Below are 26,835 nucleotides of genomic sequence, written 5' to 3'. Positions count from 1 at the left end.
AGCTCAACGGTCTGCTGCCAGAGTTGGTGCGTCAGCAGGAGGGGCGTGACGGGCACCCGTCGGCCTGCGTGATCGACGCGTAGAGCGTGCAGACCTCCGCCAGCGTCCCGCCACCAGACGCACCGACGCGGGCAAGAAGATCGTGGGCCGCAAGCGCCGCATCATCACCGACACCTACGGCCTGCTGCTGGCGGTGCTGGTCAATGCAGCCAGCGTCCAGGACTCCACGGCCGTCTGCACCCCCCTCGAGAGGCTGCCACCGACAATCCCACCCCGTGCAAAGTCTAGGTCGACAGCGGCTACCGCAAACGCTTCATCAATCACGCCGCCACCCTCGGTATCGACCTCGAAATCATCCAACGCACCTGCCAGGGCCAGGGGATTCACCCCGACCCCCAAACGGATCCGATACCGACCTCGTGGCCCGCTGCCTCACCGGCGAGAACGCGGTCGTTCAGCCGGAGACGGGAGGCGAACTCGTTGGTCCCGGGCCATCCTTGGACACCGGGGGCGCTTACCTGTACCGCCAGGGGTACCGGGCGTGTGAAACTCGCTGTGTGAACCTGCGTACGCGGGAGGGGCATTGACCGGCACCTATTCCATCTCGGACCAGCAGGAGAGCATCGCGGCTATGCGCGTGCTCAAAGCCATTGCCGTGGCACACTTCCGCAACCAGCGGGCGCAGGCACTGAGCCTCGGAGTCTCGCTCGCCTTGGCCGTTGCCGGCCTGCTGACCGGAGTGGGCACGCGGTACGGCACCGTCATCACCCTGGGCGGCGCGATCTGGGCTGCGCTCTACAAGGGGGTGATGGCGCCCTGGGCTGAGCGGTACCTGCGGTTCGCCGCGACTCTTCAGGAGATGTTCGACGCCGATGTGCTTGGATTGCCGTGGAACAACGTGGTGGTCGGGAACCGGATCGGTGACGACGAGGTGAGCCGACTCAGTCGGCGCTTTCGCGGCGACGAGGACAGGCTGCGGGGCTACTACCTCGTGGCAGGTGCTGCCACCCCCTACGACGTGCTCTTCTGCCTGGAACAGAATCTGGCCTGGGGGTCGCGGATCAGGCTGCGCTTCGCCCAATTGATGCTGGGCGTTCTGGTGCTGTGGTCCGCTGTGGGGGTTGTGCTCACCCTCGCCACGGGGGCGACGGTGAGTTGGCTGGTGACCGGATGGTTCGTCCCCTCTCTCGGACTGTTGCTGCTGTGCCTTGAGATGTACCGCACTCAGATGGCGAGCACCCAGGAGCGGCTGCGCATCCTTGGATTGGTACGTGCTGTGATCGAGGATCCCTTCTCGCCTGTGATCGCTACGCCGGCCGCGCTAACCGGCTTCGCCCGTCAGGTGCAGGACGCACTCTTTCAGATGCGGCGACTACAACCACGCCTGCCGACCTGGTACTTCCGGCGTTACCACGACCAGGACAAGGAAGATTTTCGGATCAGGATGCAGGAGTTGGAAACGAGGTTTCCTCGGTGATGACCGCCTTGGAGGAGTTGGCTCTCGAGTTCGGGGACGTCATCGCATCGGAGATCGTCGATTCGCTGTTCCATAGCGGACTTGAGATTCGTAGCGGCATCAAGGCTCTCCCTCGCGGTTTCACCGGTGCCCGTTTAGCGAAGGCACAGTTGGCCAACATCACGAAGCCGTACGAACCGCGTTGGTGTGTGATCAAATTCTGCCCGCCGGAGTCGACGCACCACCGACGGGAGAGTGAGATACATGCTGATCTGCTGCGGCAGCCACCCGTGGAATTCAGTCGACGGCATCTCACCGATATCGCATTTCCCCCGGTCCGGTGTCCCCAGGGCGCCCTCGTCATCGGCCAGTCCAAGGCCGACGGCATTCCACTGGGGAGGGTGGAACTCCATCATCTCGCTGGTGCCTGCGGGACGATTTGGAGTGAGATGCTCTTCAAGTGGAGTGGCCATAATTATGACAGTGAGCGGTCGACGTTGGCCGAGTTGCTGAAGTGCGAACTGGGCGAAAGCTTCGAGGACCAGGGGTGGTTACGCGATTGGGCGCGACGACGTGGCCTACTAGCGCCTACCTTCCTTGACCTGCCGGACGAGGAGACACCGCTGCCCAACCCGTGGCGGCTGTTCGATGTGAACATGCCTGCGGCGCAGACGGATATCGACTATTTGGTCGGCCGGACCCACGGCGACCTGCACGGGGACAACGTCCTGGTTCCCGTCCACGGCGGGATCGTCGAACCGGATGGCTTTCGGCTGATCGACCTCGCGACCTACGATGAAAAGGCGCCACTCAGCCGAGATGTCGCCACACTGTTGATCTCGCTCTGCTCGCGTGAGATCGGGGAGTCCTCAGCGGACAGTCGGTGTACGTTTCTCGCCTATCTGGAGCGCGACAAGCGCGATGACCAACTTGACGACGGTATGACGGGGAAGGTGCGTAAGGTCATTGACGCGCTTCGGGAGCCCGCCCTCCGGTTCGTCGACGAAAAGGGTTGGGATCCGGATCTCTGGAACCGACAGCTGAAGGTGTCTCTCCTCGCTCAAGCGATGCTGCACAGCGCTTACAAATCCGGTCCGGCGCATGCTCGTCGTTGGTGCTCCCGGTTGGCAGGCTGGCTCACCCGATCGCTGCTCGGCCACGTGGACCTTCCACCCGCCACTGCGATGCCCTTCGATGCAGGCGAGCTCAGCCAGGCGACCGGCACGGTGGCACCGTGGACAAATGGCCGACCCGCGCGGAGCGGATCCGTCTTCGTCGACCGCACGGGCCAGCGGAGCCACCTTCGCGCCGCGCTTGACGACCAGGTCACGTCCGTCATTGTGGTCAGCGGTCCGGCGGGCATGGGCAAGACGGCGTTGGTGCGCGAGGTGCTCGCCGAGTTGGGCTGGGCCGATCCGGACGATGAGACATCGGCGGTCCGCTGGCACGACGCCACACCTTACGAGGAACTGGGCGTGCCGGTCCTCATCGAGGACATCGAACCGCCCGGGTCAGGGCAGGTAGCCGGTCCTTCCGCACGGGCACGCCTGGAGATCGCCCTGGACAGCCTGGACCCTGGCGGCACCCGGCCGGTCATCGTGATCGACTCGGCGGAGAACCTCCTCAAGGACGACCATATCCTGCGTGATTCGGAACTCGACCTGGCACTAGAGGCAGTGCAACGTCGATCGCTCCCCTGCGTCAAGGTCGTTTTCGTGACGCAGCATGTGCCTGAAGCCACGTCGGGCGTGGGGTGGGCAGAGACGGCGGCCCAGATCCACCTCGAGGGACTCGAACCACCGTCGTTTCGAGAGTATTTCGCCATGCTGGATCCGAGCGGCAGGCATGGCTTGGCCAACTTGCCCGAGGTCGATCTGCGGCGCATCCACGGTCGTCTGGCCGGCAGCCCGCGGTTCGCCGAACTGCTCCACGCGATCCTCAGCGGCGATCCGCCGGGGCTGTTGGTCCACGAGATCGGAGCGTGGCTGTCCTCTGTGCGGCCGAGCGAGGTACACCAACGCTTGGTGCAGCGATTCGTCGACCAACTTCCCTCCGAACAGCAGCGAGTGGCGGAGGGCCTGGCAGCGCTCGGTGTCCCGGTCGGCACCGAAGCTGTCATCGGCGTTCTGGAGACGTACGTCCCGGCGGCGCTGGTCGAGTCGGCCTTGCGATCCCTCGTAGCGGCCCGACTCGTGCTGGAACTCCGTGACGGTCGACGGTATTTGCGAAAGACAGAGATCGAGGCAGTCCTCAGCCGGTTGGGCGGAGGGGACCGGTGGGCGGACGAGGGCGAGCCGCCGACGCGACTTGACCTCCTCCTGCAAGCGGCCAGGGTGCTGCAGAGCATGCAGAAGGACGAAGGTGACGTGCGTGGCCTGGCTGACATGGACATGCGCTTCGCGCGCGCCGATGTCTGGCTTCGCGCCGGAATGCATGAACAGGCGTACGGCGTCATCGAGTCGATGACCGAACTGGTGGATCTTTGGGGGAGCGGGGGCGAGTTGCGTGCCCAGCGGGAAGCCGTGCGGGGGAGGCTCAGGGACGACAGAGAAGGGGAGATGTTGAACCTCGCCGCACTTGGGGACATTTATTCGTACGGCGGTGATCTCTCCTCCGCCCGTTCAACCTACGAGGACGCGCTCAACATCGCCAAGGAGCGCCATGACCGCGAGGCGATACGTCGCATTCACATAGGCATGGGGATGATGTTTTGGGAACACGACCACCTCGGGGAGGCCGAGGAACGCTACGGCTGGGCGTTCGGGCTGGCAGGTGAGGACGATGACGACGGCGGTGGCGACCGTGCCGCTGCATTGGTCGGATTGGCCGATTGCCAACAGCGGCACGGCAACTATCGGCGCGCGATAGCCGACGCCCTCTCGGCTTTCGAAGCCGCCCGTGACAGTGATCCCGCCCTGGCGTCCGCCGCCGCGCTGCGGCTGACGCGCTGGTACGCCGAGTTGAACGAAATCCGGAACGCGCAGATGATGCTGGACAGGTGCAGCGATCTCATCACGGCCCGCCCCAATCCCTCCACCCGGGCGGATCTGCTCAACTCGAAGGCCGACCTTGCCCTTCATTTGGGCAAGCACACTGAGGCGCGATCGGCGGCCGGGCAAGCGATCCGCATAGCGCGCGGCCACCGAGATCCGATCAACCTGAGGCGGTCACTCGCCATACAGGCACTCACTCACGTGCACTTGGACGATTTCCTGATGGCCCGAGAGGCGATCGAGGAGTCGGCCCGGTACCGGGTGGCAGGCCGGGAAACCGTGGAACTCGCTCTGCGGGCGATCATCGCGCACCGCTCCGGCTTCCCAGGCACGGCGAAGGATCTCTTCCGACAGCTCCACGATGAAACGAGCAATCGCACCAAGGCGGACAGGAACGACCTGGCGGCCTGGGACTTCACTGGAATCGCCCGATGTTATTCGGTCCTCCTCGACGATGCGACACCCGCGAAGGCGCTGGAGGCGTTCCGGCGGGCACGGCCTGAGCCGGTCGAGCGGACGCCAGGACTGAACGACCGGTTGAGGTTCATGGTAGAGACCTTGGCCAATGGGGACGCGCGACTTGAACCGGTACTTGTCACGCTGGCGCGCATCCGGCCGGGCCCCGCCGGTTAGTTCTCGAACCAGCCGTTCTCGTGTGCCAGCACGATGGCCTCCAAGCGGCTGCCGACGCCGATCTCTTGGTACAGCGCTCGGAGCAGCCGGTACATGGCACGCTCCGAGTAGCCGGTGTCCAAGGCCAGCCCGGCCACGGTCCGGCCTTCGGCGAGCTCACGCAACCAGACGATCTGCTCTGCGGAGGGAGCTGATCTGCGTGGGGCCCGGCCGCCCTTGCCGGCTACCAGGAGACCGGCGACATCGGCGGGCATGACGGCTTCGCCCTCGAGGGTCGCGGACACCGCCCGGCGCAGCGCCGACACCGTTGCCTCACGGGCTATCACCGACCGGGCGCCGGTCCGCATGGCCAGTGCGCCAAGTGAGATGTCGTCAGCAGACGGCAGCGCCATCACGAGTGGGCGGGGCCGAAGGCTGCAGAGATTGGTCAGCCGGTTCAAGTCCTCCTCCACATTGAGGGTCAGCAGCACCAGCCCGCCCGGATGTTCGCGTAACCAAGCTTCGACGTCCGCGGGCTCTTCTACGGAGTGCCCAAGGCTCGACAGGGATTCTGCGACGCCACGCCGGAACATCGGCAAGGGGTCCAAGATCGCGACATGAACGGTTGCCGTGACCTGCACCTCCCTGTGACCACCGACCTGCCGGCCGGAACGGCAGCTGACAGCTTAAGGCGCAGCAGGAACCTGCCAGCAGGTGGTCATGGTTACGCACGATCAGGCATGGACCTGCGGGGTTCCGTCCCCCTAGCGTCGGATCATTCAACGACGTCAGGGGGAGGCGTGTGTGGTCTACTTCGACAATTCCGGTCCCCGTATCCGTCGGTCGCTCCGGCGCCGATCTCCACAGGACGACAGCGAACTCGACCCGGCCAAGACCCGATACATCCTCAACGTTGCTGAGGAGTATCCCCGATTCACACCGGAAGAGGTGTACGCCGAGATCTACTACGGCCGGCGCCGCCACGATATTCCGAAGGAAATGGTACGCAGGGTCCTCGTCAATCGCCGCCGCAATCTGCTGCCAAGGCTCTTCGGCCGTTGAGTATGAGAGCTTGTCGCCGGAATTGGCCGCGTCTGGAGCACGCTCCTCGGCGCCTGGCTTAGATGCCCGGGTCCGCTCGACCCGCGGCGCACTCGGCGACATGCTGGCGAATAATTACGTGGCCACGACGATCAGCGCGTTGCCCCGGTTATCGACCGCCTACGTTGTGCGCCACGCTCGCGCGGTCTGACCGCGCCTGCGCTGGACATTCACCAGAGGCTCGCCCCGCCGTCGAACATCTGGAAGAAGTCGCCAATGTAGTCCACCGGAACATGACCGGCCGCACCGTGCCCGCAAAGTTTGTCCCCGCCAGGAGGGGATGGCTATGCTCACAATGCCGCGCTCTCGGCCCGTAAGTCCATTCAGGAGCCGGATCTCTTCGTGCGTGATTGGTACACACGAGATACGTGCTCTGACCAGCGTCAATGCCTCATGTGGAGGTGTGTGGGCAGACGTTGGGATGGCGTCCCGTCGAGTGGTGTAGTCAGTCGAGCTCGTGTGGTTCCGGTTCTGCGGGGATCTTTCGCTTCTGCGGGCCCGGTTTGTCGGTGAAGAGTTCGGCCATGGAGCCTTCGGAGAGGTAGCGGCGGTCGAAGACCTGCCACTCGTCGTGGAGTTCGGCCAGGACTGCAGCGGCGAGTCGATCGAGGGCGGCGGGGTTGGGGAAGACCTGGACGACGTCGGCCCGGCGTTTGATCTCCCGGTTCAGCCGCTCCAGCGGATTCGTGCTCCAGATCTTCTTCCAGTGCGCCGACGGGAAGTCCGCGAACGCCGTGATGTCCGCAGCTGCTTCCAGCAACATGGACTTGACCCGCGGAAACTGTCGTCCGAGCATGTCCGCCACGACGTCCAGCTGACTGCGGACCTGCTCGGCGGTGGTCTGCGCAAAGATGGTGCGGATGGTCGCCGCGACCATCTCCGCCGAGCCCTTCTCGATGACGCCGAAGACGTCTCGCACGAAGTGAACGCGGCACCGTTGCCAGGCCGAACCGAGGAACACGGTGCGAATGGCGGCCACCAGCCCACTGCGGCTGTCGGAGATCACCAGCTGGACGTGTTCCAGGCCGCGGGCCCGCAGACTCCGCAGGAACTTGGTCCAGAACGGCTTTGACTTGCTGTCGCCGACCATCACCCCAAGGATCTCGTGGTGCCCGCTGGCGGAGCTGCCGGTCGCGATGACCACCGCCTGCGAGGCGATCCGATGGTTCACCCTGGCCTTGCAGTAGGTCGCGTCCAGAAATACGTAGGGGAACACGGTGTGATCCAACGGCCGTTCCTTGAAGGCGAGCAGTTCTTCGTCGAGTTCGCCGCAGATCCTTGAGACCTCCGACTTCGAGATCCCCGAGTCCGCACCCAACGCTTTGACCAGGTCATCGACCGACCGCGTCGAGACGCCGTGCACGTACGCCTCCATCACCACGGCGAACAGTGCCCGGTCGATCCGGCGCCTTCGTTCCAGCAGCGAGGGGGAGAACGACCCGGTCCGCACCTTGGGGATCTTCAGGTCCAGATCACCGGCCTGCGACGTCAGCAGCCTCTCTCGGTGCCCGTTGCGCCAGGTGGTGCGCTCGCTCGAGTGCTCACGCGGGGCGGCCCCGATGGCCTCGGTCGCCTCCGCCTCGATGAGTTCTTGCAGGATGCGCTCGCACAGCACCCTGATCGGCTCGACTCCATCCGCCGTACGTAGTGACTCCAGCAGCCGCATCAGGTCAGACTGAGACAGGGCCATCGCGTGCTCCTCCGGTTGAACTGCCCGTTCACCAGGGAGACGTGCGCGATGGCCTGCCTCTGTTCAGGGAGCAGTCATCCACAACGGGTGTACGCCCCGGGCAGACACCCGCGCGTTCCAGGACCCTGACCGGCTACACCACTCGGTGGGACACCATCGGGGACTGTCGGCGGACCACCGGGTGAGGTGCCCCGAAACCGACGCCGCCGAGGGCTGGACGCACGAAAATCTCGACGAGATAACCGCCGAGGCTACCCGCATTGGTATCGGAAAGCGCCCGAACGGCCCAGGAATGACCGGACCTGCACGGCCCTCGCCCGCGTAGCGATGAACGCCCTCTTCCGGTGTGAGAAACGGCAGGGCCGACAACGGTCCGCCCTGCCTGAGCCGGCCGTACCGTCAGCGAGAGGGCGTCCACCGGGCATGACATGGACGGCTGACGGAACATCAAGGCTCCTTCGCGAACAGCTGACTTGGGAGGCACCCGCCTGCGCTCGGGCTGCTGCGCCGGTGCTCAACCATCGCGTGAGTTGAGACGGCGGCGGGTCTGACGAACGAGTTGGCGGGCGCGTCCGGCGGTCAGAACCGACCGCAGCGGTGCCAGGGGACGAAGCGGTGTGCCGAGCAGGCGCGGGTCGAGGTACGGAACCCAGCCGGTGGCGCGCGGGTGGTAGCGGGGCGGGCCGAGGCAGATGCGCTTGGTGACCACCCACCGGGTCTCCGGCCCACTGTTGGGACGAGTGGCATGAAGATGGTCGCCTGCGAACAGCAGCAGGTCACCCGGGTTGAGCTGGACCTCCACCGGTTCGCCGACTGCTTGGTCGGGGAGCAGTCGTATCCCCTCGTGGAGCAGCGAGCGCCGATATGCCCCGGGCCATATGAGTAGGCCGTTGTCCCGGCGGACCCGGCTGAGAGCCATCCAGAGGTTGACGGAATTGACGGCTGTGTTGAACCACGAGTCCACGTGAGCGCCGGTCGGGATCATGAAGCCGGTGTACCCATCCAGTTCTTCTTCCCGGCCGTGGACAGTGGTCCTTGGGGGCATGATCCGTACACCCAAGTGGTCGCTGACGTACACCTTGCGGCTTTGCGGCGGGAGCAGGTCGGCGAAGCGCAGCAGCAGGTGACGTGCGGCGGGCCTGAGGCGACGGTCCAGGTCGTCGCGGACGGCGCGCAACTGATCGATGTCGGCGACGGTGTGGATGTGCTCCAACCCTCGCTCCGACACCTGCTCGGCGGCCTCCGGCGAGACGGCGGATGCGATGGCCGCCAGTGCCGCCCGGGTCCATGACCCTGTGGAGGTGAGCTGTGCGAGACCGTCCCGGACGACCACGATCCGGCCGTCGAGGACGTGGCGGAGATCGAGCTCGTCGAGTGAGCGGTGTGAGGTCACGGCGGGCAAGCTGCTTCTCCCTGTTTCAGACCTGTTTTCCGGCGGGTGGCTTGGAAGCACGGAGAGAGAAGGACAGCGGCATGGACGGCAGACCGTCCGGCAGTCGCCACCAATGGTCGTCGTGCTCCACCATGCAGGGGAGCATCCGCCAAGCCACGAAGGGCCATTCGTGAAGGAATTCGATGGTCAGTCCCGCGGACGCCAGGGCGCTGACGATTTCGCCGAGTGAGTGTCCCCAGGCGTATTCGACTCCCGGCACCTCCCGGTCTGGTACAGCAGTCGGACTGCGGTACTCGAAGGAAAGAGGCTCCGGCTCACCGAAATACGAGTAGCGGAGGCGTAATCCGGCTGTGTCGAGCCGGTTGTCGAGCATCCAGGCCGCTGGATGGGACTCGAAGACGTAGACGAAGCCGCCCGGTGTGATGAAGTGGGCGACGACCTCGGCCCAACGGCGCAGATCGGGCAGCCAGCCCAGCACCCCGTGGGACGTGTACACGATGTCGAATTGGCCGTCCAGGTGGGCAGGCAGCGCCAGGACATCCGCCTCCACGAAGACCGCCGACGGGTCGATGTCGGCGGCCAGGGAACGTGCCGTCGCCACGCCCTCGGCGGCGAAGTCGACACCGGTCACCCGGGCACCCAGCCGCGCCCAGGAGAGTGTGTCGACGCCGACATGGCACTGCAGGTGCAGCAGCGAGCGGCCGCGCACGTCGCCGACCTCGGCACGCTCAAGTGCGCGCATGCGGGAACCGCCGACCCGGAAACCGGCCAGGTTGTACTGGGCCGACGCGGCCTTCAACGGCGTCCACACGCGCCACAGTTCACGATTGTCGCGCAGGTACGCCTCTGGGTCGCGAGCCCCACGGGGCAGGTCCGCCGCGCTCACGCGGGCAGCTCGTACACGCTGACGTGGTAATTGCTGCTGTCGGTGAACGGGACGCCGGACCAGCCGCCGAACCGCTCGCGCAGTCGCAGGCCGGCCATGGCGGCCATCAGGTCGAGTTCGCCGGGGGAGGCGTAGCGGAAGGCCACCCGGATGTGTCGAACGACGCCGTTGTGGACGACCTCGTAGTCGGAGGTGTAGCGCTGGGTCGACGGGTGGATCCGGCGGGTCCGGGTGACGGGGTCACCGTTGGCCGTCTGGACGGGCTGGCCACCGGCCCCGGCTCCGGCGGCCAGGACCTCCGGAAGATGCGCGTCCAGGACGAAGAGCCCGCCCGGCAGCAGCCGCGCCGCGGCCCGTGTCAGGCAGTGCATCTGCGCTTCCTGGGAGGTCAGCTCGAAGAACGTGCCGTTGACCACGTAGATCACCCCGAACCGGCCTTCGTGTTCCACATCGGAGAAGTCGCCGATGCTGATGGCGATCTCGGCGCCCCCGGACTTGGCGCGGAGCTGTTCGACCATGGCCTTCGCGGCATCGACACCGTGGAGGTCGTGCCCGAGCGCGGCGAGCGGAAGGGCTACCCGCCCCGTGCCGATGCCGAGTTCGAGCATGGGCCCTTCCGGTGCGGTCGCCGCCAGCCGGTCGAGCAGGGCCACTGTGGCGTCGGTGGTGGCCGTCGGTGGGGTGAACCAGTCGTCGTAGTGGTCGGCCAGGTCCACGGCGTAATCGGGACTCGGTGGCATGCTGCTCCTCTGTGAGGGGTTCAGCCGAAGGGATGCGGCGGAACGCGCGAGCCGGGGGAAAAGGCAGACGGCAGCGGCAGGGCGCCGGGGGCGATCAGCCGGACGACGGCCGGGCCGGAGGCGGCGAACGCGGCGGGGGTCGTGTCGACCGCGATCACGTCCTGGCCGGTGTGCTCGGCGAGCAGGCGCACCGGGTCCACCGGCTCCTGCCCTGTCGGGCGCCGGTCTGCCGTGGTGTGCGGCAGCCAACGCGCCATCGCGTCCTGACAGCCGAGATACGTCCACACCGCGTGCTCGACCGCGGAGACCGGTCTGTCGCCGGGTAGGGACCGCCCGCGGACCCGTCGGGCCGCCGACGTGCTCATGCTCCAGCGCACCATGAGCGCCTCGTGGGCCGCGCGGGCGATGAGCTCCGCATCCTGCCCTGGAGGGCCGCAACGAGCACCGAACGTCTGCTCGCTGTGCTCGGGCGTGTGCAGACAGACCGCGACGGCGTGGAAGCCGGGCGCGGGCAGGGTGAAGGCGGTCGCCCGCAGTCCGAGGTGCTCGCATACGCGGCGCAGGGGGAGGGGCAGTTCGTCGTGTACGGGACGCTGGCGGGGCGGATGCCGTGCCGGATCCTGCCAGCTCAGGCGGAGCAGATCGCGTTCGAGCGTCTCCCATGCGGCATGGTCGACGGCGGCGCCCGGGTCGGGGTGGGCCGCGAGGCCCGTGGAGCCGGCCCGGTCGGGCGCCGCGCAACCCGTGGGCGGACGGTGCTGCAGGTAGGCCAGACCTGCCGGAACCAGTACTTCCGAACCGGAGAGCAGGGAGCGCCCGGTGACCCACAGCTGGCGCACGCTTCGGGTGGCCGGCCCGGACCAGGGCGCGGGGTCCAGGGCGGGAGCGCCTCGACGGACCAGCTCGGCGTGATCGGCGAGGAGAGAGCAGGACTCCTCGGCGGCGCGGGCCGCGAGCACGTTGCCCAGGCGCTCCAGCAGCTCGCCGCGGGCTCGTACGGCGACGTCGTCGGGGTGTTCCCCCGAAGCGCTGCCGATCAGGACGTGGTCGCCGCCGGCGCTGTCCGTGGCGGCGAACAGCGCGCTGCGGGCGGCGACCCGCCCGAAGAGCACCGCCGGTTCGACGGAGAACGGTGCGAAGACCTGAGGCTCCCAGGTGGTGGGCGAGTAGGGAGCTGTGGGCTGCGGCATCGGCGTGGCTCCGGGGTCTCGGGTCAGACGGCGGTGGTCCTCAGCAGGGCGGCACACTCCTCCAGCACGGTCAGCCCGTGCCCGGTGAGCAGTGGTGCGCGGTCCCGCAGGGAGCCGATCGCCTGCCGCGCCCTCTCCGCCAGCAGGACCCGGCGGGCCTCCAGCGCGTCCGCGGCCGTGGTGTCACCGCCGAGAAGCAGCGCGTAGAGCGCGCTGCTCCGGGCCAGGACGACCATTTGCTGGAACAGCCCTGCCACAGGCCGGGGGTCGGCGCGCAGGGGAGTGCGGACGGGACGCGCGGAGTCCGCGTCCGTGGTGAGGAACGGAGTGCTCAGTTGGGCGGCGTTGCAGCGGGTGTGGGTGCCTTCGTGCACCAGCGCCTCCGCGCACCGCACCGGACCGGGCAGCCCGCGGGGACTGGTGCGCAGCCGCGACCGGTTGACGTAGATCGCGCCATGAGTGGCGAAGTCGGTGAAGCCGTCGATCGCCGGGCCCTCCAAGAGAGCCACTTGCGCGACACCGATACGCAGTTCGCTCAGCATCAGCGGCCAGGCGGCCGCCAGCCGCGCGACGCTCTCGTCGAGCACGGCCCGGTCCGGGCGCTGCCAGGACACCACGCGGGAGCCCCCGGGGGCGTCGGCTCCGGTTGGCAGAGCGGACAGTGCGCGGGTCACCGAGCGGATGAGGTGGGGGGACGGCTCCGCGGGCGCCAGGCTCTCGCGGGCCTTGGTGTCACGCATGCTGCGCAAGATCGCCGGAGGAGTGAGTCCTGGCTCCGCCTGAAGGGTGAACGTGGCCGCCACCACGGCGGGATGCGCCTCCGGCGGCGCGGGGAGTCCGGCCGCCGTCAGGACGGAACAGACCACTCGATGGACCGCTCCCTCATCCCGCACCGCCTCGCGCGTGTCGGGTGCTACGCGCAGCAACTGCTCACCTCCACGCGTTCACTCCCTTGGCCGGGTGAGGACTGGTGCCGTGGCCGACAAGGCCGGCCCTTCGGGGGACAGCGCCCCGCGCGCCGGGCGGCCGACAACCCGCACGGTGAAACCGCCGGGCCGTCTGCCGGGTGCGGTGAGCGCGCGGGGGCTCCGACGGAACGAACCTCGCCGGCACGAGCACCGGCACGATGGGCGGGTGCGACTGTCCGGACCGCTCAGTCCTGGTCCGGAATGTCGATCATGAGCGCGTACTCGGGGAGCTCCTCGGTGACCTGCTCGATGTCCTCGTTCTCCACGATGTCCTCCACGGCTGTGCTCGGGCCCGGCGGCGTCGGATGACGCCCCGCTCAGAAGTACCGCACGGCGGGACGGCGCACCATCGGCGGAGGCACGGCCAGTGCGGGAACCAGACAGCCGGGGGTTTCCGTGCTCCGGCCCCGCCCGCAACAGCATGGAACAGGCGAACGGCGTTCCGGTGAGCGGCCCTTGGCGATGCGCATGTGACGCGTGGGGCGCCATGGACCCTGTCGGCCCGTCAAATCTGGCTGGCAAGGGTGAGGCCGGGCCCGCCCGTGCGCTGCTGTGCGCCCCTGTGTGCCACGGCCGCCCGGTGGCGGGCATTGTGCCCCGACGCCCGGCTGCGGAGCATGGGTGTCCCTCACCAGCATCCCGGAGGCCCATCCAGCCATGCGGATCGCCTACCTGCACTCCGGCAGCATCCCCTCCGTCTACGCGAACGGCGTCCACGTCATGCGGATGTGCGATGCCTTCACCGACGCGGGGCACGAGGTCGTCCTCTACGCGCTGCCGGGGACCGTGCCCGCCGGTGACACGCACCGCTACTACGGCACCCGCAACCGTTTCGAGGTGCGGAGCATCGCCCAGCCCGCGCTGCCGGGCCCGGGCGTATGGATCCGTGCCTGGCGGATCCGCACCGACCTGCGCCGACGAGGCGCCCCCGATCTGCTGTACGGACGAGACCTGCGTGCCCTGCTCGTCTCGTCGGGCCTGGCCCCTCTGGTGTACGAGACGCATCTGATGTGGCCGCAGCGGATCGTCCGGAGGATCGAAGGCGTCCTGTTCCGCAGAAGGAACCTGCGCCGCGTGGTCTTCGTGTCCCAGGCGCTCGCCGACGACTACCGCCGCGTCTTTCCGGAGCTCGACTCGTCGCGGCGGACGGATCTGGTGACGGCTCATGACTGTGCCGACCCCGCCCCGGCCGACGGGCCGGTGGCAGACCTGCCGGGCCGCCCGGAGGCACCGAAAATCGGCTATGTCGGGCATCTGTACCCGGGGCGCGGCACCGACGTCATCCTCGAACTCGCCGCCCGCGTACCCGAGGCCGACTTCCACCTGGTCGGCGGCACCGCGGCCGACCGCGCCCACTGGCAGAGCCGCTGCACACACTCCAACGTCTACTTCCACGGGCATCTCCCGCCTGCCCAGCTGGCCCCCTACCAGCGTGCGTTCGACATCGTCCTGGCGCCTTACCAGCGCAGGACGTACTGTGCCGGAGGCGTGGGCGAGATCAGCCGTTGGGTATCGCCGATGAAGCTGTTCGAGTACATGTCCTACGGCAAGGCCGTCATCGCCTCGGATCTGCCGGTACTCCGGGAGATTCTGACCGACGGAGTCAACTGCCTGCTCTGCCCGCCGGACTCCGCCGAAGCCTGGGCGGCCGCGGTCAAGAGGCTCGTCGGTGATGTACACCTGCGCGCCACCCTGGGCGGCGAGGCACGAGGGCAGCTCCACGACCGGCACACCTGGCGGCTCCGGGCCGACCGGGTGCTGGCCGGGCTCGGCGACACAACCGGGTCGCGGCCTTGACGCGGGCCGTGGTGACCGGCGCCGCCGGCTTCATCGGCTCCCACCTCTGCGCTCACCTGCTCGCGGCCGGTGACAGCGTCCTCGGTATCGACATGCTCACCGACTACTACGACCCGGCACTCAAGGAACGAAACCTGCGCGACCTGATCCCGCACCCGTCCTTCACCTTCCACCGCGTGGACCTGCTGGAAGCCGCTCTCGAACCCCTCGTCGACGGAGCGGACGTCGTCTACCACCTGGCCGGTCAACCAGGCGTACGGCCTTCGTGGGGAAAGGACTTCGAGCTGTACGCCCGTCGCAATGTGCTCGCCTCGCAAAGGCTCCTGGAAGCAGTGAGGGACCGACCTTTGCGCAAGTTCGTCTACGCCTCCAGTTCCTCCGTGTACGGCGACGCCCCGGTCATTCCCACGGACGAGTCGGTGTGCCCCCGGCCGCTCACGCCGTACGGCGTGACCAAACTGTCGGCGGAACATCTGTGCGAGATCTATCGGATCACCTTTGGCCTGCCCGCGGTGTCACTACGCCTGTTCAGCGTGTACGGCCCACGGCAGAGGCCCGACATGGCCCTGGCCCGGCTGATCGAAGCGGCTCTGACCGGCGGGCCCTTCCCGCTCTACGGGAACGGCGAGCAGATCCGCGACTTCACCTACGTGCACGATGTCGTCACGGCGATGCGGGACGCGGCCGGTTCCTCTTTCACCGGCGTGGCCAACCTCGGCGGTGACGCCCCGGTGTCCATGAAGCACGCCATCGCGGCCGTCGAGCGTCTCGTCGGCCCGGTGAACCTGGACCCACGGCCCGGCAGCCATGGCGACGCCCGGCGCACCGCGGCCGACATCGCCCTGGCGGCGCGGGCGTTCGGATATCGGCCCCGCACGGAGCTGGACGACGGTCTGGCGGCGATGGCCGACCAGGCCGTCATCGACCTGGCGCGACGGCCCGAGTCCGGAAGCACCGGCCCGCGAGCCCTGTGGAGGGGGGCCACGTGACCGGTAGTACTCCCGGTGCGGCACCACACCGCTCCCGTCCTCGTCCCAAGGTCTTCGGTATCGGCCTCTCGCGCACCGGCACCCGCTCGCTGACCGCCGCGCTGCGAACCCTGGGCTTCGACACCGTGCACTACCCCTCCGACCCCGCCACCTACCGGACCCTGCTCGCGGGCACCGGGCGCTTTCCGCTGCTGGCGGACCATGACGGGATCACCGACATCAGCGTGGTTCCGTACTACGAGGAACTCGATCTCGACTGGCCCGGAGCCAAATTCATCCTGACGGTCCGGGAGGAGCAGGCCTGGCTGCGCTCGTGCGCGACGCACTGGGCACGACCGGTGGACAGCAAAACCGACCGTGGCGAGGGGTACCCGGACATGCAGCGCTTCCTGCGCGCTGCCGTCTACGGGTGTCTGGAATTCAACCCGGAACGCTTCGCCCGCGTCCACCGCCGCCACGTCGAGCAGGTGCTGCACCACTTCGCGGGCCGGGACGACGACCTGCTCGTCCTCGACATCGCCGGGGGCGAGGGCTATGAACGGCTGGCCCCCTTCCTGGGCAAGGAGGCCCCCGACGGCCCCTTCCCGAACGTCAACCGGCCCTCGCCCGCCCAGGACCGGCCGTGAGCGGCGCGATCCGCACCCTCCCCGGTGACTGGTCACCGCCCGCCGGCCGTCCGGTCGACCTGGTGCTCCGCACGGTCGGTGAGCGCACCACCCACCTCGCTCTCGGCCTCGCGATCCGCCACATCCGCCCACGCCGGGTTCACATCGCGGAGAACATCCGGCCACTCGCCCGCGCCGTGGACCGCCAAGTGCACATCGACCACGGCGACGCCTCGCACGTCGTCCACGTCGACGCCGACTGCCTGATCCTCGAGGACATGAGGCCCTTTCTCGACGCCAACGACCTGGCATACGTCGACTGCTTCGTGCACGACCGGTTCCGCGGCCGGGTCCACTGCGGGGTGCACATCACCCGAACCGACCTGGTCCGGGCGATGAGGGAGGTGGATGTCGAAGCGGAGGCACCAGCGGCGGGGCGCGGGCCGATGCTGCGGCCCGAGGCGTTCCGGCGGCACCTCGCCCGACGCCATCTCCAGCCCGATGTGCAGCTGAAGGGCTTCCACATCCTGCACGACCACTTCCAGCACTATCACGACATCTACGCCAAGTACGCTCTGCGCGAGGTGCGCAGCCGTACCGAAAGCGCACACGCGGTGCTGAAGTCGGCCCTGCTGCGCTGGGGGGATGACCCGGACTTCGTGGTCGCCAGAGAGGCGATACGGCACAGCCGCTCGGTGGTACCCGCCGATGTCACCCCGCACGCGCTGGGCCAGTACCTCGACGGCCTGCCCGAACTGGCAGCCCGCGTGGTGGGGGAGCTGTGCTTGCCCAGCCGTCCTCGGCTGACCATGGCCAAGGTCCGGAAGGCCGTGGCCCGCGCCCCGCAGACCCTTGGCCCCGCCGCCGACCGGCCCAAGGTATTCTCCCTCGGCCTGCCCGGTACGGCGACCCGGAGCCTGGTCGAGGCCCTCCACCTGCTCGGGTTCGACCTCGCCCACTACCCCCTGGGCGCGGCGGACCTGGCGGCCCTGCGCCGCGGGGACGGTGACTTTCCGGCGCTGCGGCACTACGACGGCTTGACGAGCGTCTTCGCACTCGCATCCCTGACGGCACTGGACGCGCGGCACCCGCGGGCACGGTTCGTCGTCACCGTACGGGAGACGGAGAGCTGGTTGCGTGCGGTGAAGCGGCTCTGGGACACCGACTGGCCGACGAGGGCGCCCGCGGCCGAGCGTGCCGCCCACAGGGAGGCGGCGTATCTGTTCCGTACGCGGATCTGTGGCGGGGAGACCCTCGACCTGGCTCGATTGGCCCGGGTCTACCAGGAACAACTCGTCCGCGTACAGCGTCACTTCGCTCGACGCCCCGGGGATCTGCTGATACTGGACATCTGCGCGGGCGAGGGATGGGAGAAGCTCGCCCCTTTTCTCGGCCGGCCGAATCCACCAGGACCGTTCCCGAGAGTGTGAAATCCTCCACCGCACTGTCATCCGCACTGTCATCCGCACGTGGGGTTTCCGCGCCCGGAGAGTCGCGGCCCGGAGCGGTGTCACCGTGCGGCACCGGGAGTGACGGCAGGATGACACGGGTGCCGACCCATGCTCCCTCGACCTCCGCTCAACAGCCCGAACTGAGCCTGGGTTGGGACGACCCGCATCACGACCACGTCGCGGCGGCGGGACTGGCGCAGATGGCGGCTCGTCTGCCCGCCACGATCGCCGCCGCCGCCCGGTTGAGCTGGGTCGCCGACCGGAGGGCGGCCCTGCAACTGCTGGTGGCCCAGCTGCTCGCGGCTGCCTTCGCCGCGGTGGTCCTGGCCGCGACCGCCCAGGTGATCGGAGCCCTTGTCGGGCAGGGCCAGGCCACCGAGCGGCTGCACGCCGCGGTGCCGGCTCTGCTTGTCGCGGCGGGGGCGGCCGCGACCCGGGCGGCGTCGGACGGGGTCTCCCAGTACGCGGCGGTGAAACTGGGACCGGAGGTGACGGCCCTCGCCGAGGAACGTATCCTCGCCAAGACCCCGGAGGTCGAGCTGACCGCGTACGACCAGCCGGAGTTCAACGATTCGCTCCAGGCCGCCGGGCTGGGGGCAATGGCCACGCAGGATCTGATTGCCGACGCCCAGCAACTGATCTCCGCGGTGGCGCAGTTGACGGCCGCAGCGACCGTCCTCACCCTGCTGAACCCCCTGCTGCTGCCGCTGCTGGTCCTCGCGATGCTTCCCAAGGGGGCGGCCGCTCTGGGCGCGGCTCGTATCGCCCACCGCACCGCTCACACCAGCCTCGCCGACAACCGACTGCGCTACATCCTGCGCCAGCACAGCACGGACCGCCGGACGGCCGCCGAAGTCAGGGCCGGCACCATGGCCGCGTTCCTGCGCCAGTGGTACGCCCAAGTCGCGACGCGGATCAGAACCAGGCACCGGGCGGCCGCCCCCAGAGTGCTGCTGGTGACGCTCGGCGGAGCGGCCGGGACCGGCATCATGCTCACCCTCACCTGGCTCACCGTCGGGCTGTTGGCGATGAACGGCACCATCGCGCTCGCGGTCGCCGTCACGGCCGTGGTCGCCGTCCGCTCTTCCACCGGCGCGCTCAACTCGCTGGTGGTGGCGAGCGCCCGGCTGTTCCGCACCTCGCTCCACCTCCAGGACTGGCGGGACTTCCTGGCGCTCGCCGACACCCTGCGCGCCACGCGCGGACCGCTGGCGATCGACTCGGCAGGGCCACGCGAGATCCGCGCCCACCGAGTGTCCTACCGACATCCCGGCAGCCCGGCGAACGACTTCGCGGTTCACGACATCAGCCTGACCCTGCGCAGAGGCGAAGTCGTCGCCCTGGTGGGTGAGAACGGTTCCGGCAAGACGACTCTCGCCCACCTCCTCACCGGCCTCTACCTGCCCACACACGGCACGGTCAGCTGGGACGGCATCGATCTGGCCCAGGCAGATCCGCACTCGGTCTGGTCGCGCGTCGGTCTGGTGCCCCAGGACTACACCAAGTGGCCGATGGCCGCGAGGGAGAACATCACGCTCGGTCAGGCCCGCGGCGGGGACGGCCTCGTGCACGCCGCCGCCCGCGAGGCCGGCGCGGACAGCGTGCTGGCAGGACTACCGAACGGTCTCGACACACTGCTGGCCAAGTCGTTCTGGGGCGGGCACGATCTCTCGGGCGGCCAGTGGCAGCGCCTCGCCGTCGCCCGCGCCTGCTACCGAGAGGCCGGCGTCCTGGTCCTCGACGAGCCCACTTCCGCGATGGATCCGCGTGCCGAACACCGGGTGATCAGCAGCTTCAAGACGCTGGCCGAAGGCCGGACCGCCGTGTTCGTCACGCACAACCTCACCAACACCCGAGTCGCCGACCGCATCATCGTGCTGGCCGGGGGGAGCATCGCAGAGGAGGGAACCTTCGATGAACTCCTCGAGCAGGGCGAGCTGTTCGCGGAACTGCACAAGCTGTCCCAAGACCGGTGACCGGTTCCTCGACCCCGGCGACAAAGGTGCTATGAAGTGATGAACAGTGAGCGGCACAACAGGACGGTGATCTTCATCATGGGGGCCGGGCACTCCGGTACCACGCTGCTCGGGCTGATGCTGGGTGCGCATCCGGCGGTCTGCTTCGCCGGCGAGGCGTGGAACAGCACCCGCCTCGGCACCACCGACGCACAGGGGCGGACCGTCGGCTGCAACTTCTGCACCGACGGTTGTCCCGTGTGGGGCGACCCGCTGCCGAGCACCGGTCCCGACCTCTACGAGGTGCTGGCCCGGCGCTGCGGCCGCCCCTTCGTCGTGGACTCCACGAAAGCGGTCGGCTGGATCGATCAGCAGGCGGCACTGCTGCCCGGTGCCGTCCACCGTCATCTGGTGGTGCTGGCTCGTGATGGCCGGGCGGTGGTCAACTCCCTCCTGCGCAAGTACCCCGACGCCCGCCCGGCGGAGCTGGCCGCGGAGTGGGTCGCCCAGATCCGCCGGACAGAGGATCTCGCGGCCCGCTGGCCGGGCATCGTCAGCCGGGTGCACTACGAGGACGTCGCCACCGACCCTGAAGACGTCCTGTCCCACCTGAGCGCGACACTGGGCTTCTCCTTCCTTCCCGCGATGCTCGACCCTTGGGCCAGCGTCCAGCATCCGTTGGGCGGCAACGAGGGCACTCAGTACATCGTGGCGCGGGAACGCGCCGCACGGGCCACGGACCGGTCCGTCAATCTGGAGCGCACCAAACGCGCCTACTACCTCGGCCACCCACCCGCGATCGTGCTGGACCTGCGCTGGCGTGAGGAGATGTCCGAGCCCGCCCTGCGCGCCTTCGACGCCATCGCGGGCGAGACCAACGCGCCCTATGCGCGTTGACCGCTGCTGACGCACCGGAGACGTCTACCCCGTCTACATCGACCCCTGTGTCTCCAGCCCGCGTCCGGGCTGGACCGCGGTCTCCAAGAAGCACCCGGGCACCTCATACTGGAACCACTCCTCCCACGTGGCCCGGGTCGGGCACGAGTCGGAGACCCCCGGGGGGGGCCTCTATGACTTCGGTCAAGGGGCAACGAGGGTTGGCGGTTGTTAGAGGGCCCCGTCGCGGAGCATCGCGAAGAGCACATCAGCCCGACGGAGGGCGGGGCAGAGGAGGGTCTGCGTGTGGTGCTTGCTCTCCTTGATCTTCTTCTCGTAGTAGGTGCGGGAGGCGGGATCGGACAGAGTGGTGAACGCGGAGAGGAAGAAGGCCCGCTTGAGCTGCTTGATCCCTCGCCTGGACTGCTGTTCGCCGCGGATCGAGGGGCCCGAGCTGCGGGTCCTCGGGGCGAGGCCCGCATAGGCGGCGAGGTGGGCGGCCGAGGGGAACCTGGTGCCGTCGCCGTCGCCGTCGCCGACGTCGATGAGGAGGCGGGCTGCGGTCCTGACGCCGACGCCCGGCATCGACGTCAGGACTGCCGAAAGAGGGTGGCCGGCGTCCGGCCTGGCGGATCTGGTCGGGAGATCCGAGCCGCTCCAGCAGGGCCAGGACGGCCGGGTGCTGCATGCGCGGGCCCAGGACCCGTTCCAGGTGCGGGTGGATCTGCGTGAACAGGCCGCGGAGCCGGTTGGAGAGCCGGTTGGCCTCGGCGACGAGGTCGTCGTCGAAGCCGACGAGCATCTCCGGCTCGGCAACGGTCTCGTCGTCGGGCTCGACCGAGCGGAGGGTATGAGGCATCGACCGGGCCGCGTCCGCGATGATGAACGCGTCGCGGGCGTCGGTCTTGGCCTCGCCGGGATACGGGATAGAGGTCGGCGATCCGCCGCATCGTCAGGCCCGGCAGATAGGCGACCTGGCAGCCCATGTTCCGGGCGACGACCGCCACCCACCGGTCCAGGGCCACCACCTGGGCACTCCACCAGGCTTCACCTGGCAGAACTACCGTGATCTGGTCGTGCGCGCTCAAATCCAACTCGGCAGCCCATCGTCGTGATCTGGGACAATCACAACGTCCACCGCAGTGCCGGGATCCGCGACAACTCATCGGGAGGGGCAGCGATAAAGCCCTGCTTCACGGTATGCGGCACGAGTAGGAGGGCCTGCAAAACCCCGGGCCCGGGCACCACTTCCCCTCAGCTACCGACGGCCGATTTTCCTACGGCGGCGGCGCGCTTGGACAAGCCGCCACAACCCGTCGTGAGCATCCCACGCAGTCGGCCCAACCACCCATGTTCCTGCATCGCGAGTCCGACGCGGCACCTTTGGTTGATGTGAGGGGTTCCTAGGCTCGGAGTGGTGGGATGCGGGTGGTGAGTTCACTGCGGCGTGATACGCCGAGTTTGCGCATGGCTTTGGCGACATGGTGTTCGACGGTGCGGTGGGACAAGATCAGTTGCGCGGCGATCTCGCGGTTGGAGCGGCCTTGCGCGGCCAGGACGGCCACTTCCGTCTCGCGGGGGGAGAGCTGGTCTCCATAGCCCAGGGGGCCGGGGCGTTGGTTGATGACAACGCCGTGGCGGCGCAGCAGGCGCTGACAGCGGCCGATGTCCCATCTCGCGCCGCTGCCTCGGTAGATGTCGATGGCAGTGGTGATGTGCTGTTCGGCCTGCTGGGGGTGGTGGGGCAGCAGGCGGCGTCCTCGTGCTTCGCGGGCGCGCGCTCGGTCGATGGGCCGGCCTATGTGCTGCCAGGCGTTTTCCGCCGCGGCATACAGCCGTTCGGCATCGGTATGGCGTTGTTCGGACTCGGCAAGGTGGGCCTGGCAGGTGGTCAGGGCGGCGAAGGCGGCGGGGGCGTCACACCCGTCGATGCCGTGGGCGAAGTTCTGGACGAGTTGTGCTGCCTGGTCGTGGCGGCTGGCCTGGGTGAGGGCGTCGACGGCGGTGGGGGCGATGTCGGTGGCCCAGATCCAGCCGTTGGTGCGGCGGATGTAATGCAGGGCCTCGTTGGCGGCGGTACGTGCGTGGTCGGGGCGCTGGGCGGCGAGGTGGATGCGGGCGATGCCCGCGGCGGAGGCGGTGAGAACGATGCCGGTGTCCAGCTGGGTGATGTGGGCGGCGCGCAGCAGGTCGTGGCGGGCGTTGCTGGTGTCTTCTTGGATGTGGAGCCGGAGCAGGCCGCGTACCAGGAGTGCTTCGGCCGCCAGGTCGGGGATGTCCGCGTACAGGGCAGCGGCGTGCTCAGCGCGTTCGGCCAGACCGCTCCAGTTGCCGGTGGTCCAGTTCAGCAGGAGGTGGGCGGTTTCCGCGAGCCCTTCGAGGTAGGGGATGCCGTTGCGCTGCAGGATGGCGTCGGCCTGAGCGAGGTAGGTGTCGGCTGCGCTGGGGTGGCCCAGGGCGGTGGTGGCATGGGCCAGGTTGACCCAGCCCCGGGCCAGTTGCACTTCCTCGGCCGGGTTGTCGGTCTGGGCAGGGAGGTCCCGGGATGCATCCCATGCCTCTGGGGAACCGCTGAACATCAGGGCGCTGGCGCGGTTGGCGGTGATGGCGGTGCGCTGGACGGGGTCGGTGACGCGGTGGATGAGTTGTTGGGCCTGGTCGAGGCAGTACAGGTGCTGGGAGAGGGGCCAGCCCTTGAGGGAGGGGATCGCGATGGCGGACAGTGCGCGGGCGGCCAGGTCCGGTGCCGTTGGCGTGAGGTCGCGTACGGCCCGGGCGATCTCGTCGATGCCTTTCAGGCCGCCCCCGGCTTGGTTGCGCATCAACGTTCCCAGGTAGAGGCGCAGTTCGCCGCGGGCCCGCAGGGGCAGTTGGTCTTCGGCGAGCAGATGGCGCAGGGCGGTGACGGTCCCGGCGTGGGGCATGGCGGCGATGGCGGCGCGGCCGAGTTTGAGGCCGAGGCGGATGCGTGCGCGGGACGCGGGATGGTCCTGAAGCGCGGCGTGGAAGTGTTCGGTGGCGGCGGTGGAGTCGCCCTGGGCTTCTGCCCGGTCACCGGCGGCTTCGGTGTAACGCAGGTACTGCTCGGTGCGTCCGGCCTGGTGGTAGTGGTGGGCGATCTGCGCGAGCGGCAGCGGTGATGTGTGGGTAAGGAGTGCTTTGGCGGTGCGCAGGTGCAGGGCGCGGCGTTCGGGATGGCAGATCGCCTCGTAGGCGGCCTGGCGGGCCAGGGAGTGGCGAAAGTCGTAGGTGCCTGCCGCGGTGGGGTGCAGCACGGAGTGATCGAGTGCCAGAGTCAGAGCTCGGCGGGCTTCCGGCTCGGGCAGCGCGGTGATGTCAGTGAGCAGGGGGAGGGTGACGGCACGGCCCGCGACGGCGGCCGCAAAGACCATGCGCCGTGCTTCTTGCGACAGGTGGGCGAGCCGGTTGAGCAGGATGTGTCGCACCGGGGAGGGAAGGCCCGCCTGCTCGAGCTTGTCTCCGTCCAGTGAGGAGGCACTGCCGCTGGTGATCAGGCGCAGGACCTCTTCGATGGCGAAGGGCAGTCCGGCTGTGCGCTGGTGCAGCCGATCAGCGAAGTCGTCCGACACGGTGTTCGCACCAAGGAGTTGCGCGGCGAACTCGCCGGTCTCAGCGGCTGTGAAGGGCTGCACGCGCATTTCCTGGACGAGGACGTGCGGGGCGCGGCCATGGAGTGCGTGAGCAGGGGCGGATGGATCAGCATCGCCGCGGTCGGTGAGGATGAGGCTCAAGTGCTCGGGGAGGCGGGCGGTGAGCAACCGCAGGAACTCCCGGGTCACGGTGTCCGCCCAGTGCAGGTCCTCCAGGACCAGGACGGCCGGCCCCACATGGCCGAGCAGAGCGTGGGCGGCGCGCAGTTGGCGGTGGCGTTCGGCCCGGGCATCGCCCAGCGGGGCCGGGGGCGGCGGCAGCAGGTGGGACAGTTCCGGCAGAAGCGGAGCGAGCGCTCCGGACAGGGCCGGAGCGCCGGTCAGCGCGTCGGGGGGTAGATCGGCGAGTGCGTCGATGAGCGGGGCGAGCGGGGGCGGGTCGGGGAATTCGATGCATCCGCCGACCAGGCGCGGCCGCCCACGCAGGACTTCGGCCTTGAGCATCTCGTTGACCAGGCGGGTCTTGCCCACGCCCGCCTCTCCGGCCAGAACAATCAGTCCGGCGGGTGGGCGGCGGTGTGGACCAGCTGGTCCAGCTGATCGGCTCGCCCGATGAGCCGGGCCGGTGTCAGCTCTGGGACGTTCACGGTGTACCGAACTCTCCTTGGATACGACGGTGCCCCGCGGCGCGGGGCACCGCGGTCGGGTGCCGGGCGGGCTCCCCCCTGCAGAGCCCGCCCGGCAGCTGGTGCTCAGCCGTGGTCGCGGACCTGCTGCGCGAAGAGACTGGCCGGCTCGACTGGCGTGCCCGGGCTGACGATGGTGCCGACAGCGGGTTTGGCTGGCAGGTCGGCATCGTGCTTGCCGGGAACCTGCTTGCCGGTGGGTCCGAAGGCCCAGTTGTCCGCAGTGGGCGGGGCGAGGATGGCGTACTTGGCGGCCTTGGTGTTCCAGAACACGTTGTTGGCGCCCTGCCACCCGTGGCCGGTGCCGCCGTCCCAGGCGTTGGCGGCGATGAACGCGCTGTCGCTGCTGGTGATGGTCAGCCGGTCGTACAGGGTGCCCGAGGCCCAGCGCATGTGCGGTCCGGCATCGATCTGCCCGTGGCCGGAGACCGACTTGGCCGTGGAGTCGGTGAAGACGTTGGGTCCGGCGGCGAAGGCTTGGGTGGTCCAGGCGTGCACACGATCCCCGGTGACGGTGGTGTCGCGGATGAGGACCTGCTGGCCGCCGACCATGAACGCCGGTGGCGGGGCCAGCCCGTCGGGCACGGCCATGTTCAGGTCCTGGGCGCCTTGGATGGTGACGCGGCTGGCGTTGTCGTTGACGTAGAAGCCGGAGCCGAAGCGGGTCAGCTTGACGTCCTTGGCCCACACATCTCGGGCGGCCTTCACTGTCAGCAGCCGGGAGGCGAAGGCGCCGGCCTCCCGGTTCTTGCCGCCTTCAGGGCGGCCGTAGCCCGGGTCCTTGGTGAAGGCGGTCGCGTCAGCGGCGAGGTTTTCCACTCCGGCGTCGGTGACCTGTCCGTCCAGGGTGTAGTGCCATACGGTGCCGCCGCCGTACTTCTTCTCGATCGCCGTGGTGATCGGCGCGTCGAGGGTGAGGGTCTTGTCCGCCACGGCGGTGATGGTGCGCACCGCTAGGATGCCCGAGTTCGGCTTCCACGCCTCCCCGCCGGGGATTTTGTCCATGCCGATCGCGTTGATCCATGCCTGCGTGGTCGGGCGCTGCACGACGATCCGGTCGCCCTTCTTGAAGCCGGCGGCGTTGTCCACGTTCAGCTCCGTCGCGCCGACCGGCACGTAGGAGTCGCTGATGCTCGCCCGCTGCCCGACACGGGTATAGGGGGCGTCTGAGCCGATGGTGATCAGGGAGCCGGGTGTGCCCTGGGCGAGCAGCAGCGTGCCACGGCTGCCGGTGCCCGAGCCGCGCAGGACGACCCCGCTGGGAAGCTTCAGCGACGCGGTGACCCGGAACTTGCCCGGCTCCAGGAGGACCGCGCCGCGCACGCCGCCGCTCGCCGGGCGTGCTGCGGCCTGGTCGATGGCGGCCTGGATCCGGGCGGTGTCATCACCGCCGGCAGCAGCCGCGACACGGGCCACGACCGGCACCTTGGGAATCGCGGTGCCACCCCCGTAGCCGGCCGAGGAGAAGTCCGGAATCCGGTTGCCCTGTTTGTCAGGCGTATACGCAAGGCGGGTCCCCGACAGCTTTACCGTGGCCGCCCCTGCTTGCGGGCCGGTGGCCTGAGCGGACTGCTCATCGCTTTGCACCCACACGATCCCGCCGACAGCGAGGGTCCCGGCCGCGGCGATGGCGGCGAGACGGCCCGGAGTCATCCGTCTGCTGTGCCGGCCGACGGCCGGCCGGTCCTGCGTCGGCCCGTCATTGCGCCGCCTGGTGCCCATATCGCACTGCTCCTCAAGGTAGGCCGGGAAGCCGCCAACAATGGCCGCAAATCTTTCCCGGTAAGCCATTCTTAGTGACTGATTCTTTCGTTTAGCAAGCCGTGGACGATGGAT

18 protein-coding genes and 1 pseudogene are annotated in these 26,835 nt (G+C 68.7%); 9 read left to right on the top strand and 10 right to left on the bottom strand.

Annotated elements, in window-relative coordinates; genetic code table 11:
• Positions 1-583: 583 nt before the first annotated feature.
• Positions 584-1,477, top strand: a complete 894-nt coding sequence (locus AB0N81_RS10680; protein ID WP_365357409.1) for an S-4TM family putative pore-forming effector — start codon at positions 584-586, stop codon at positions 1,475-1,477.
• A complete protein-coding gene (locus AB0N81_RS10675; protein ID WP_365357408.1) occupies positions 1,477-5,082 on the top strand; it encodes an AAA family ATPase in 3,606 nt (1,201 codons plus the stop codon). The genes AB0N81_RS10680 and AB0N81_RS10675 overlap by 1 nt, the downstream gene beginning before the upstream one ends.
• Here the strand turns inward: AB0N81_RS10675 and AB0N81_RS10670 are convergent.
• Positions 5,079-5,702, bottom strand: coding sequence for a hypothetical protein (locus AB0N81_RS10670; RefSeq protein ID WP_365357407.1), 624 nt, complete (start codon positions 5,700-5,702; stop codon positions 5,079-5,081). The two genes, AB0N81_RS10675 and AB0N81_RS10670, sit on opposite strands and share 4 nt — an antisense overlap.
• A 163-nt stretch (positions 5,703-5,865) precedes the next feature.
• On the opposite strand from AB0N81_RS10670, the gene AB0N81_RS10665 reads away from it, so the two are divergent.
• Positions 5,866-6,123, top strand: a complete 258-nt coding sequence (locus tag AB0N81_RS10665; protein WP_365357406.1) for a hypothetical protein — start codon at positions 5,866-5,868, stop codon at positions 6,121-6,123.
• 484 nt (positions 6,124-6,607) lie between these two features.
• Here AB0N81_RS10665 and AB0N81_RS10660 read toward each other — a convergent pair whose 3' ends face one another.
• The 6 genes from AB0N81_RS10660 to AB0N81_RS10635 all read right to left on the bottom strand — a co-directional run bounded on the left by AB0N81_RS10660 (position 6,608) and on the right by AB0N81_RS10635 (position 12,801).
• Positions 6,608-7,852 carry an IS256 family transposase gene (locus AB0N81_RS10660; RefSeq protein WP_365357405.1) on the bottom strand — a complete coding sequence of 415 codons (1,245 nt, stop codon included), beginning with the start codon at positions 7,850-7,852 and terminating at the stop codon, positions 6,608-6,610.
• A gap of 514 nt (positions 7,853-8,366) precedes the next feature.
• Positions 8,367-9,245: a phytanoyl-CoA dioxygenase family protein gene (locus AB0N81_RS10655; RefSeq protein ID WP_365357404.1), complete on the bottom strand. Its 879-nt coding sequence runs from the start codon at positions 9,243-9,245 to the stop codon at positions 8,367-8,369.
• 25 nt (positions 9,246-9,270) lie between these two features.
• A complete protein-coding gene (locus AB0N81_RS10650; protein ID WP_365357403.1) occupies positions 9,271-10,131 on the bottom strand; it encodes a class I SAM-dependent methyltransferase in 861 nt (286 codons plus the stop codon).
• A complete protein-coding gene (locus tag AB0N81_RS10645; protein ID WP_365357402.1) occupies positions 10,128-10,871 on the bottom strand; it encodes a class I SAM-dependent methyltransferase in 744 nt (247 codons plus the stop codon). Before AB0N81_RS10645 ends, AB0N81_RS10650 begins: the two co-directional genes overlap by 4 nt.
• Before the next feature lie 20 nt (positions 10,872-10,891).
• Positions 10,892-12,061, bottom strand: a complete 1,170-nt coding sequence (locus AB0N81_RS10640) for a YcaO-like family protein (RefSeq protein ID WP_365357401.1) — start codon at positions 12,059-12,061, stop codon at positions 10,892-10,894.
• Between the two features lie 23 nt (positions 12,062-12,084).
• The gene (locus AB0N81_RS10635; RefSeq protein ID WP_365357400.1) at positions 12,085-12,801 is read right to left on the bottom strand and encodes an HEXXH motif-containing putative peptide modification protein; all 717 of its coding nucleotides are present in this window, start codon (positions 12,799-12,801) and stop codon (positions 12,085-12,087) included.
• Between the two features lie 849 nt (positions 12,802-13,650).
• Here AB0N81_RS10635 and AB0N81_RS10630 point away from each other — a divergent pair.
• From AB0N81_RS10630 to AB0N81_RS10605, 6 genes are all read left to right on the top strand, one after another.
• Positions 13,651-14,826: a glycosyltransferase family 4 protein gene (locus AB0N81_RS10630; RefSeq protein WP_365357399.1), complete on the top strand. Its 1,176-nt coding sequence runs from the start codon at positions 13,651-13,653 to the stop codon at positions 14,824-14,826.
• Positions 14,823-15,815: an NAD-dependent epimerase/dehydratase family protein gene (locus AB0N81_RS10625; protein WP_365357398.1), complete on the top strand. Its 993-nt coding sequence runs from the start codon at positions 14,823-14,825 to the stop codon at positions 15,813-15,815. Before AB0N81_RS10630 ends, AB0N81_RS10625 begins: the two co-directional genes overlap by 4 nt.
• Positions 15,812-16,441 (top strand): sulfotransferase family protein, encoded by a 630-nt coding sequence (locus AB0N81_RS10620; protein ID WP_365357397.1) that lies wholly within the window; start codon positions 15,812-15,814, stop codon positions 16,439-16,441. Before AB0N81_RS10625 ends, AB0N81_RS10620 begins: the two co-directional genes overlap by 4 nt.
• Positions 16,438-17,850, top strand: coding sequence for a sulfotransferase (locus AB0N81_RS10615; protein WP_365357396.1), 1,413 nt, complete (start codon positions 16,438-16,440; stop codon positions 17,848-17,850). Before AB0N81_RS10620 ends, AB0N81_RS10615 begins: the two co-directional genes overlap by 4 nt.
• Positions 17,851-17,969: 119 nt before the next feature.
• Entirely contained in the window at positions 17,970-19,847 is a 1,878-nt protein-coding gene (locus AB0N81_RS10610) for an ATP-binding cassette domain-containing protein (RefSeq protein WP_365357395.1), read from the top strand.
• 39 nt (positions 19,848-19,886) lie between these two features.
• Positions 19,887-20,723 (top strand): sulfotransferase, encoded by an 837-nt coding sequence (locus AB0N81_RS10605; protein WP_365357394.1) that lies wholly within the window; start codon positions 19,887-19,889, stop codon positions 20,721-20,723.
• Between the two features lie 210 nt (positions 20,724-20,933).
• Here the strand turns inward: AB0N81_RS10605 and AB0N81_RS10600 are convergent.
• From AB0N81_RS10600 to AB0N81_RS10590, 3 genes and pseudogenes are all read right to left on the bottom strand, one after another.
• Positions 20,934-21,700, bottom strand: a pseudogene (locus AB0N81_RS10600) (transposase); the annotation flags it as partial.
• A 405-nt stretch (positions 21,701-22,105) separates the two neighbouring features.
• Positions 22,106-24,844 carry a LuxR C-terminal-related transcriptional regulator gene (locus AB0N81_RS10595; RefSeq protein ID WP_365357393.1) on the bottom strand — a complete coding sequence of 913 codons (2,739 nt, stop codon included), beginning with the start codon at positions 24,842-24,844 and terminating at the stop codon, positions 22,106-22,108.
• Between the two features lie 221 nt (positions 24,845-25,065).
• Positions 25,066-26,721, bottom strand: a complete 1,656-nt coding sequence (locus AB0N81_RS10590) for a hypothetical protein (protein ID WP_365357392.1) — start codon at positions 26,719-26,721, stop codon at positions 25,066-25,068.
• Between the last annotated feature and the right edge of the window lie 114 nt (positions 26,722-26,835).

The sequence above is a fragment of the Streptomyces sp. NPDC093510 genome, from assembly GCF_040683555.1.
Taxonomy (GTDB): Bacteria; Actinomycetota; Actinomycetes; order Streptomycetales; family Streptomycetaceae; genus Streptomyces.
Note: the sequence above shows the minus strand (reverse complement) of the source record. Positions and strands in the feature narration are given on the sequence as shown.

Excerpts from the sequence above, each read along its gene's own strand:
- AB0N81_RS10635 (WP_365357400.1), bottom strand. The coding sequence starts at position 12,801 with ATGCGTGACACCAAGGCCCGCGAGAGCCTGGCGCCCGCGGAGCCGTCC.
- AB0N81_RS10645 (WP_365357402.1), bottom strand. The coding sequence starts at position 10,871 with ATGCCACCGAGTCCCGATTACGCCGTGGACCTGGCCGACCACTACGAC.
- AB0N81_RS10590 (WP_365357392.1), bottom strand. The coding sequence starts at position 26,721 with ATGGGCACCAGGCGGCGCAATGACGGGCCGACGCAGGACCGGCCGGCC.
- AB0N81_RS10675 (WP_365357408.1), top strand. The coding sequence starts at position 1,477 with ATGACCGCCTTGGAGGAGTTGGCTCTCGAGTTCGGGGACGTCATCGCA.
- AB0N81_RS10640 (WP_365357401.1), bottom strand. The coding sequence starts at position 12,061 with ATGCCGCAGCCCACAGCTCCCTACTCGCCCACCACCTGGGAGCCTCAG.
- AB0N81_RS10660 (WP_365357405.1), bottom strand. The coding sequence starts at position 7,852 with ATGGCCCTGTCTCAGTCTGACCTGATGCGGCTGCTGGAGTCACTACGT.
- AB0N81_RS10605 (WP_365357394.1), top strand. The coding sequence starts at position 19,887 with ATGAACAGTGAGCGGCACAACAGGACGGTGATCTTCATCATGGGGGCC.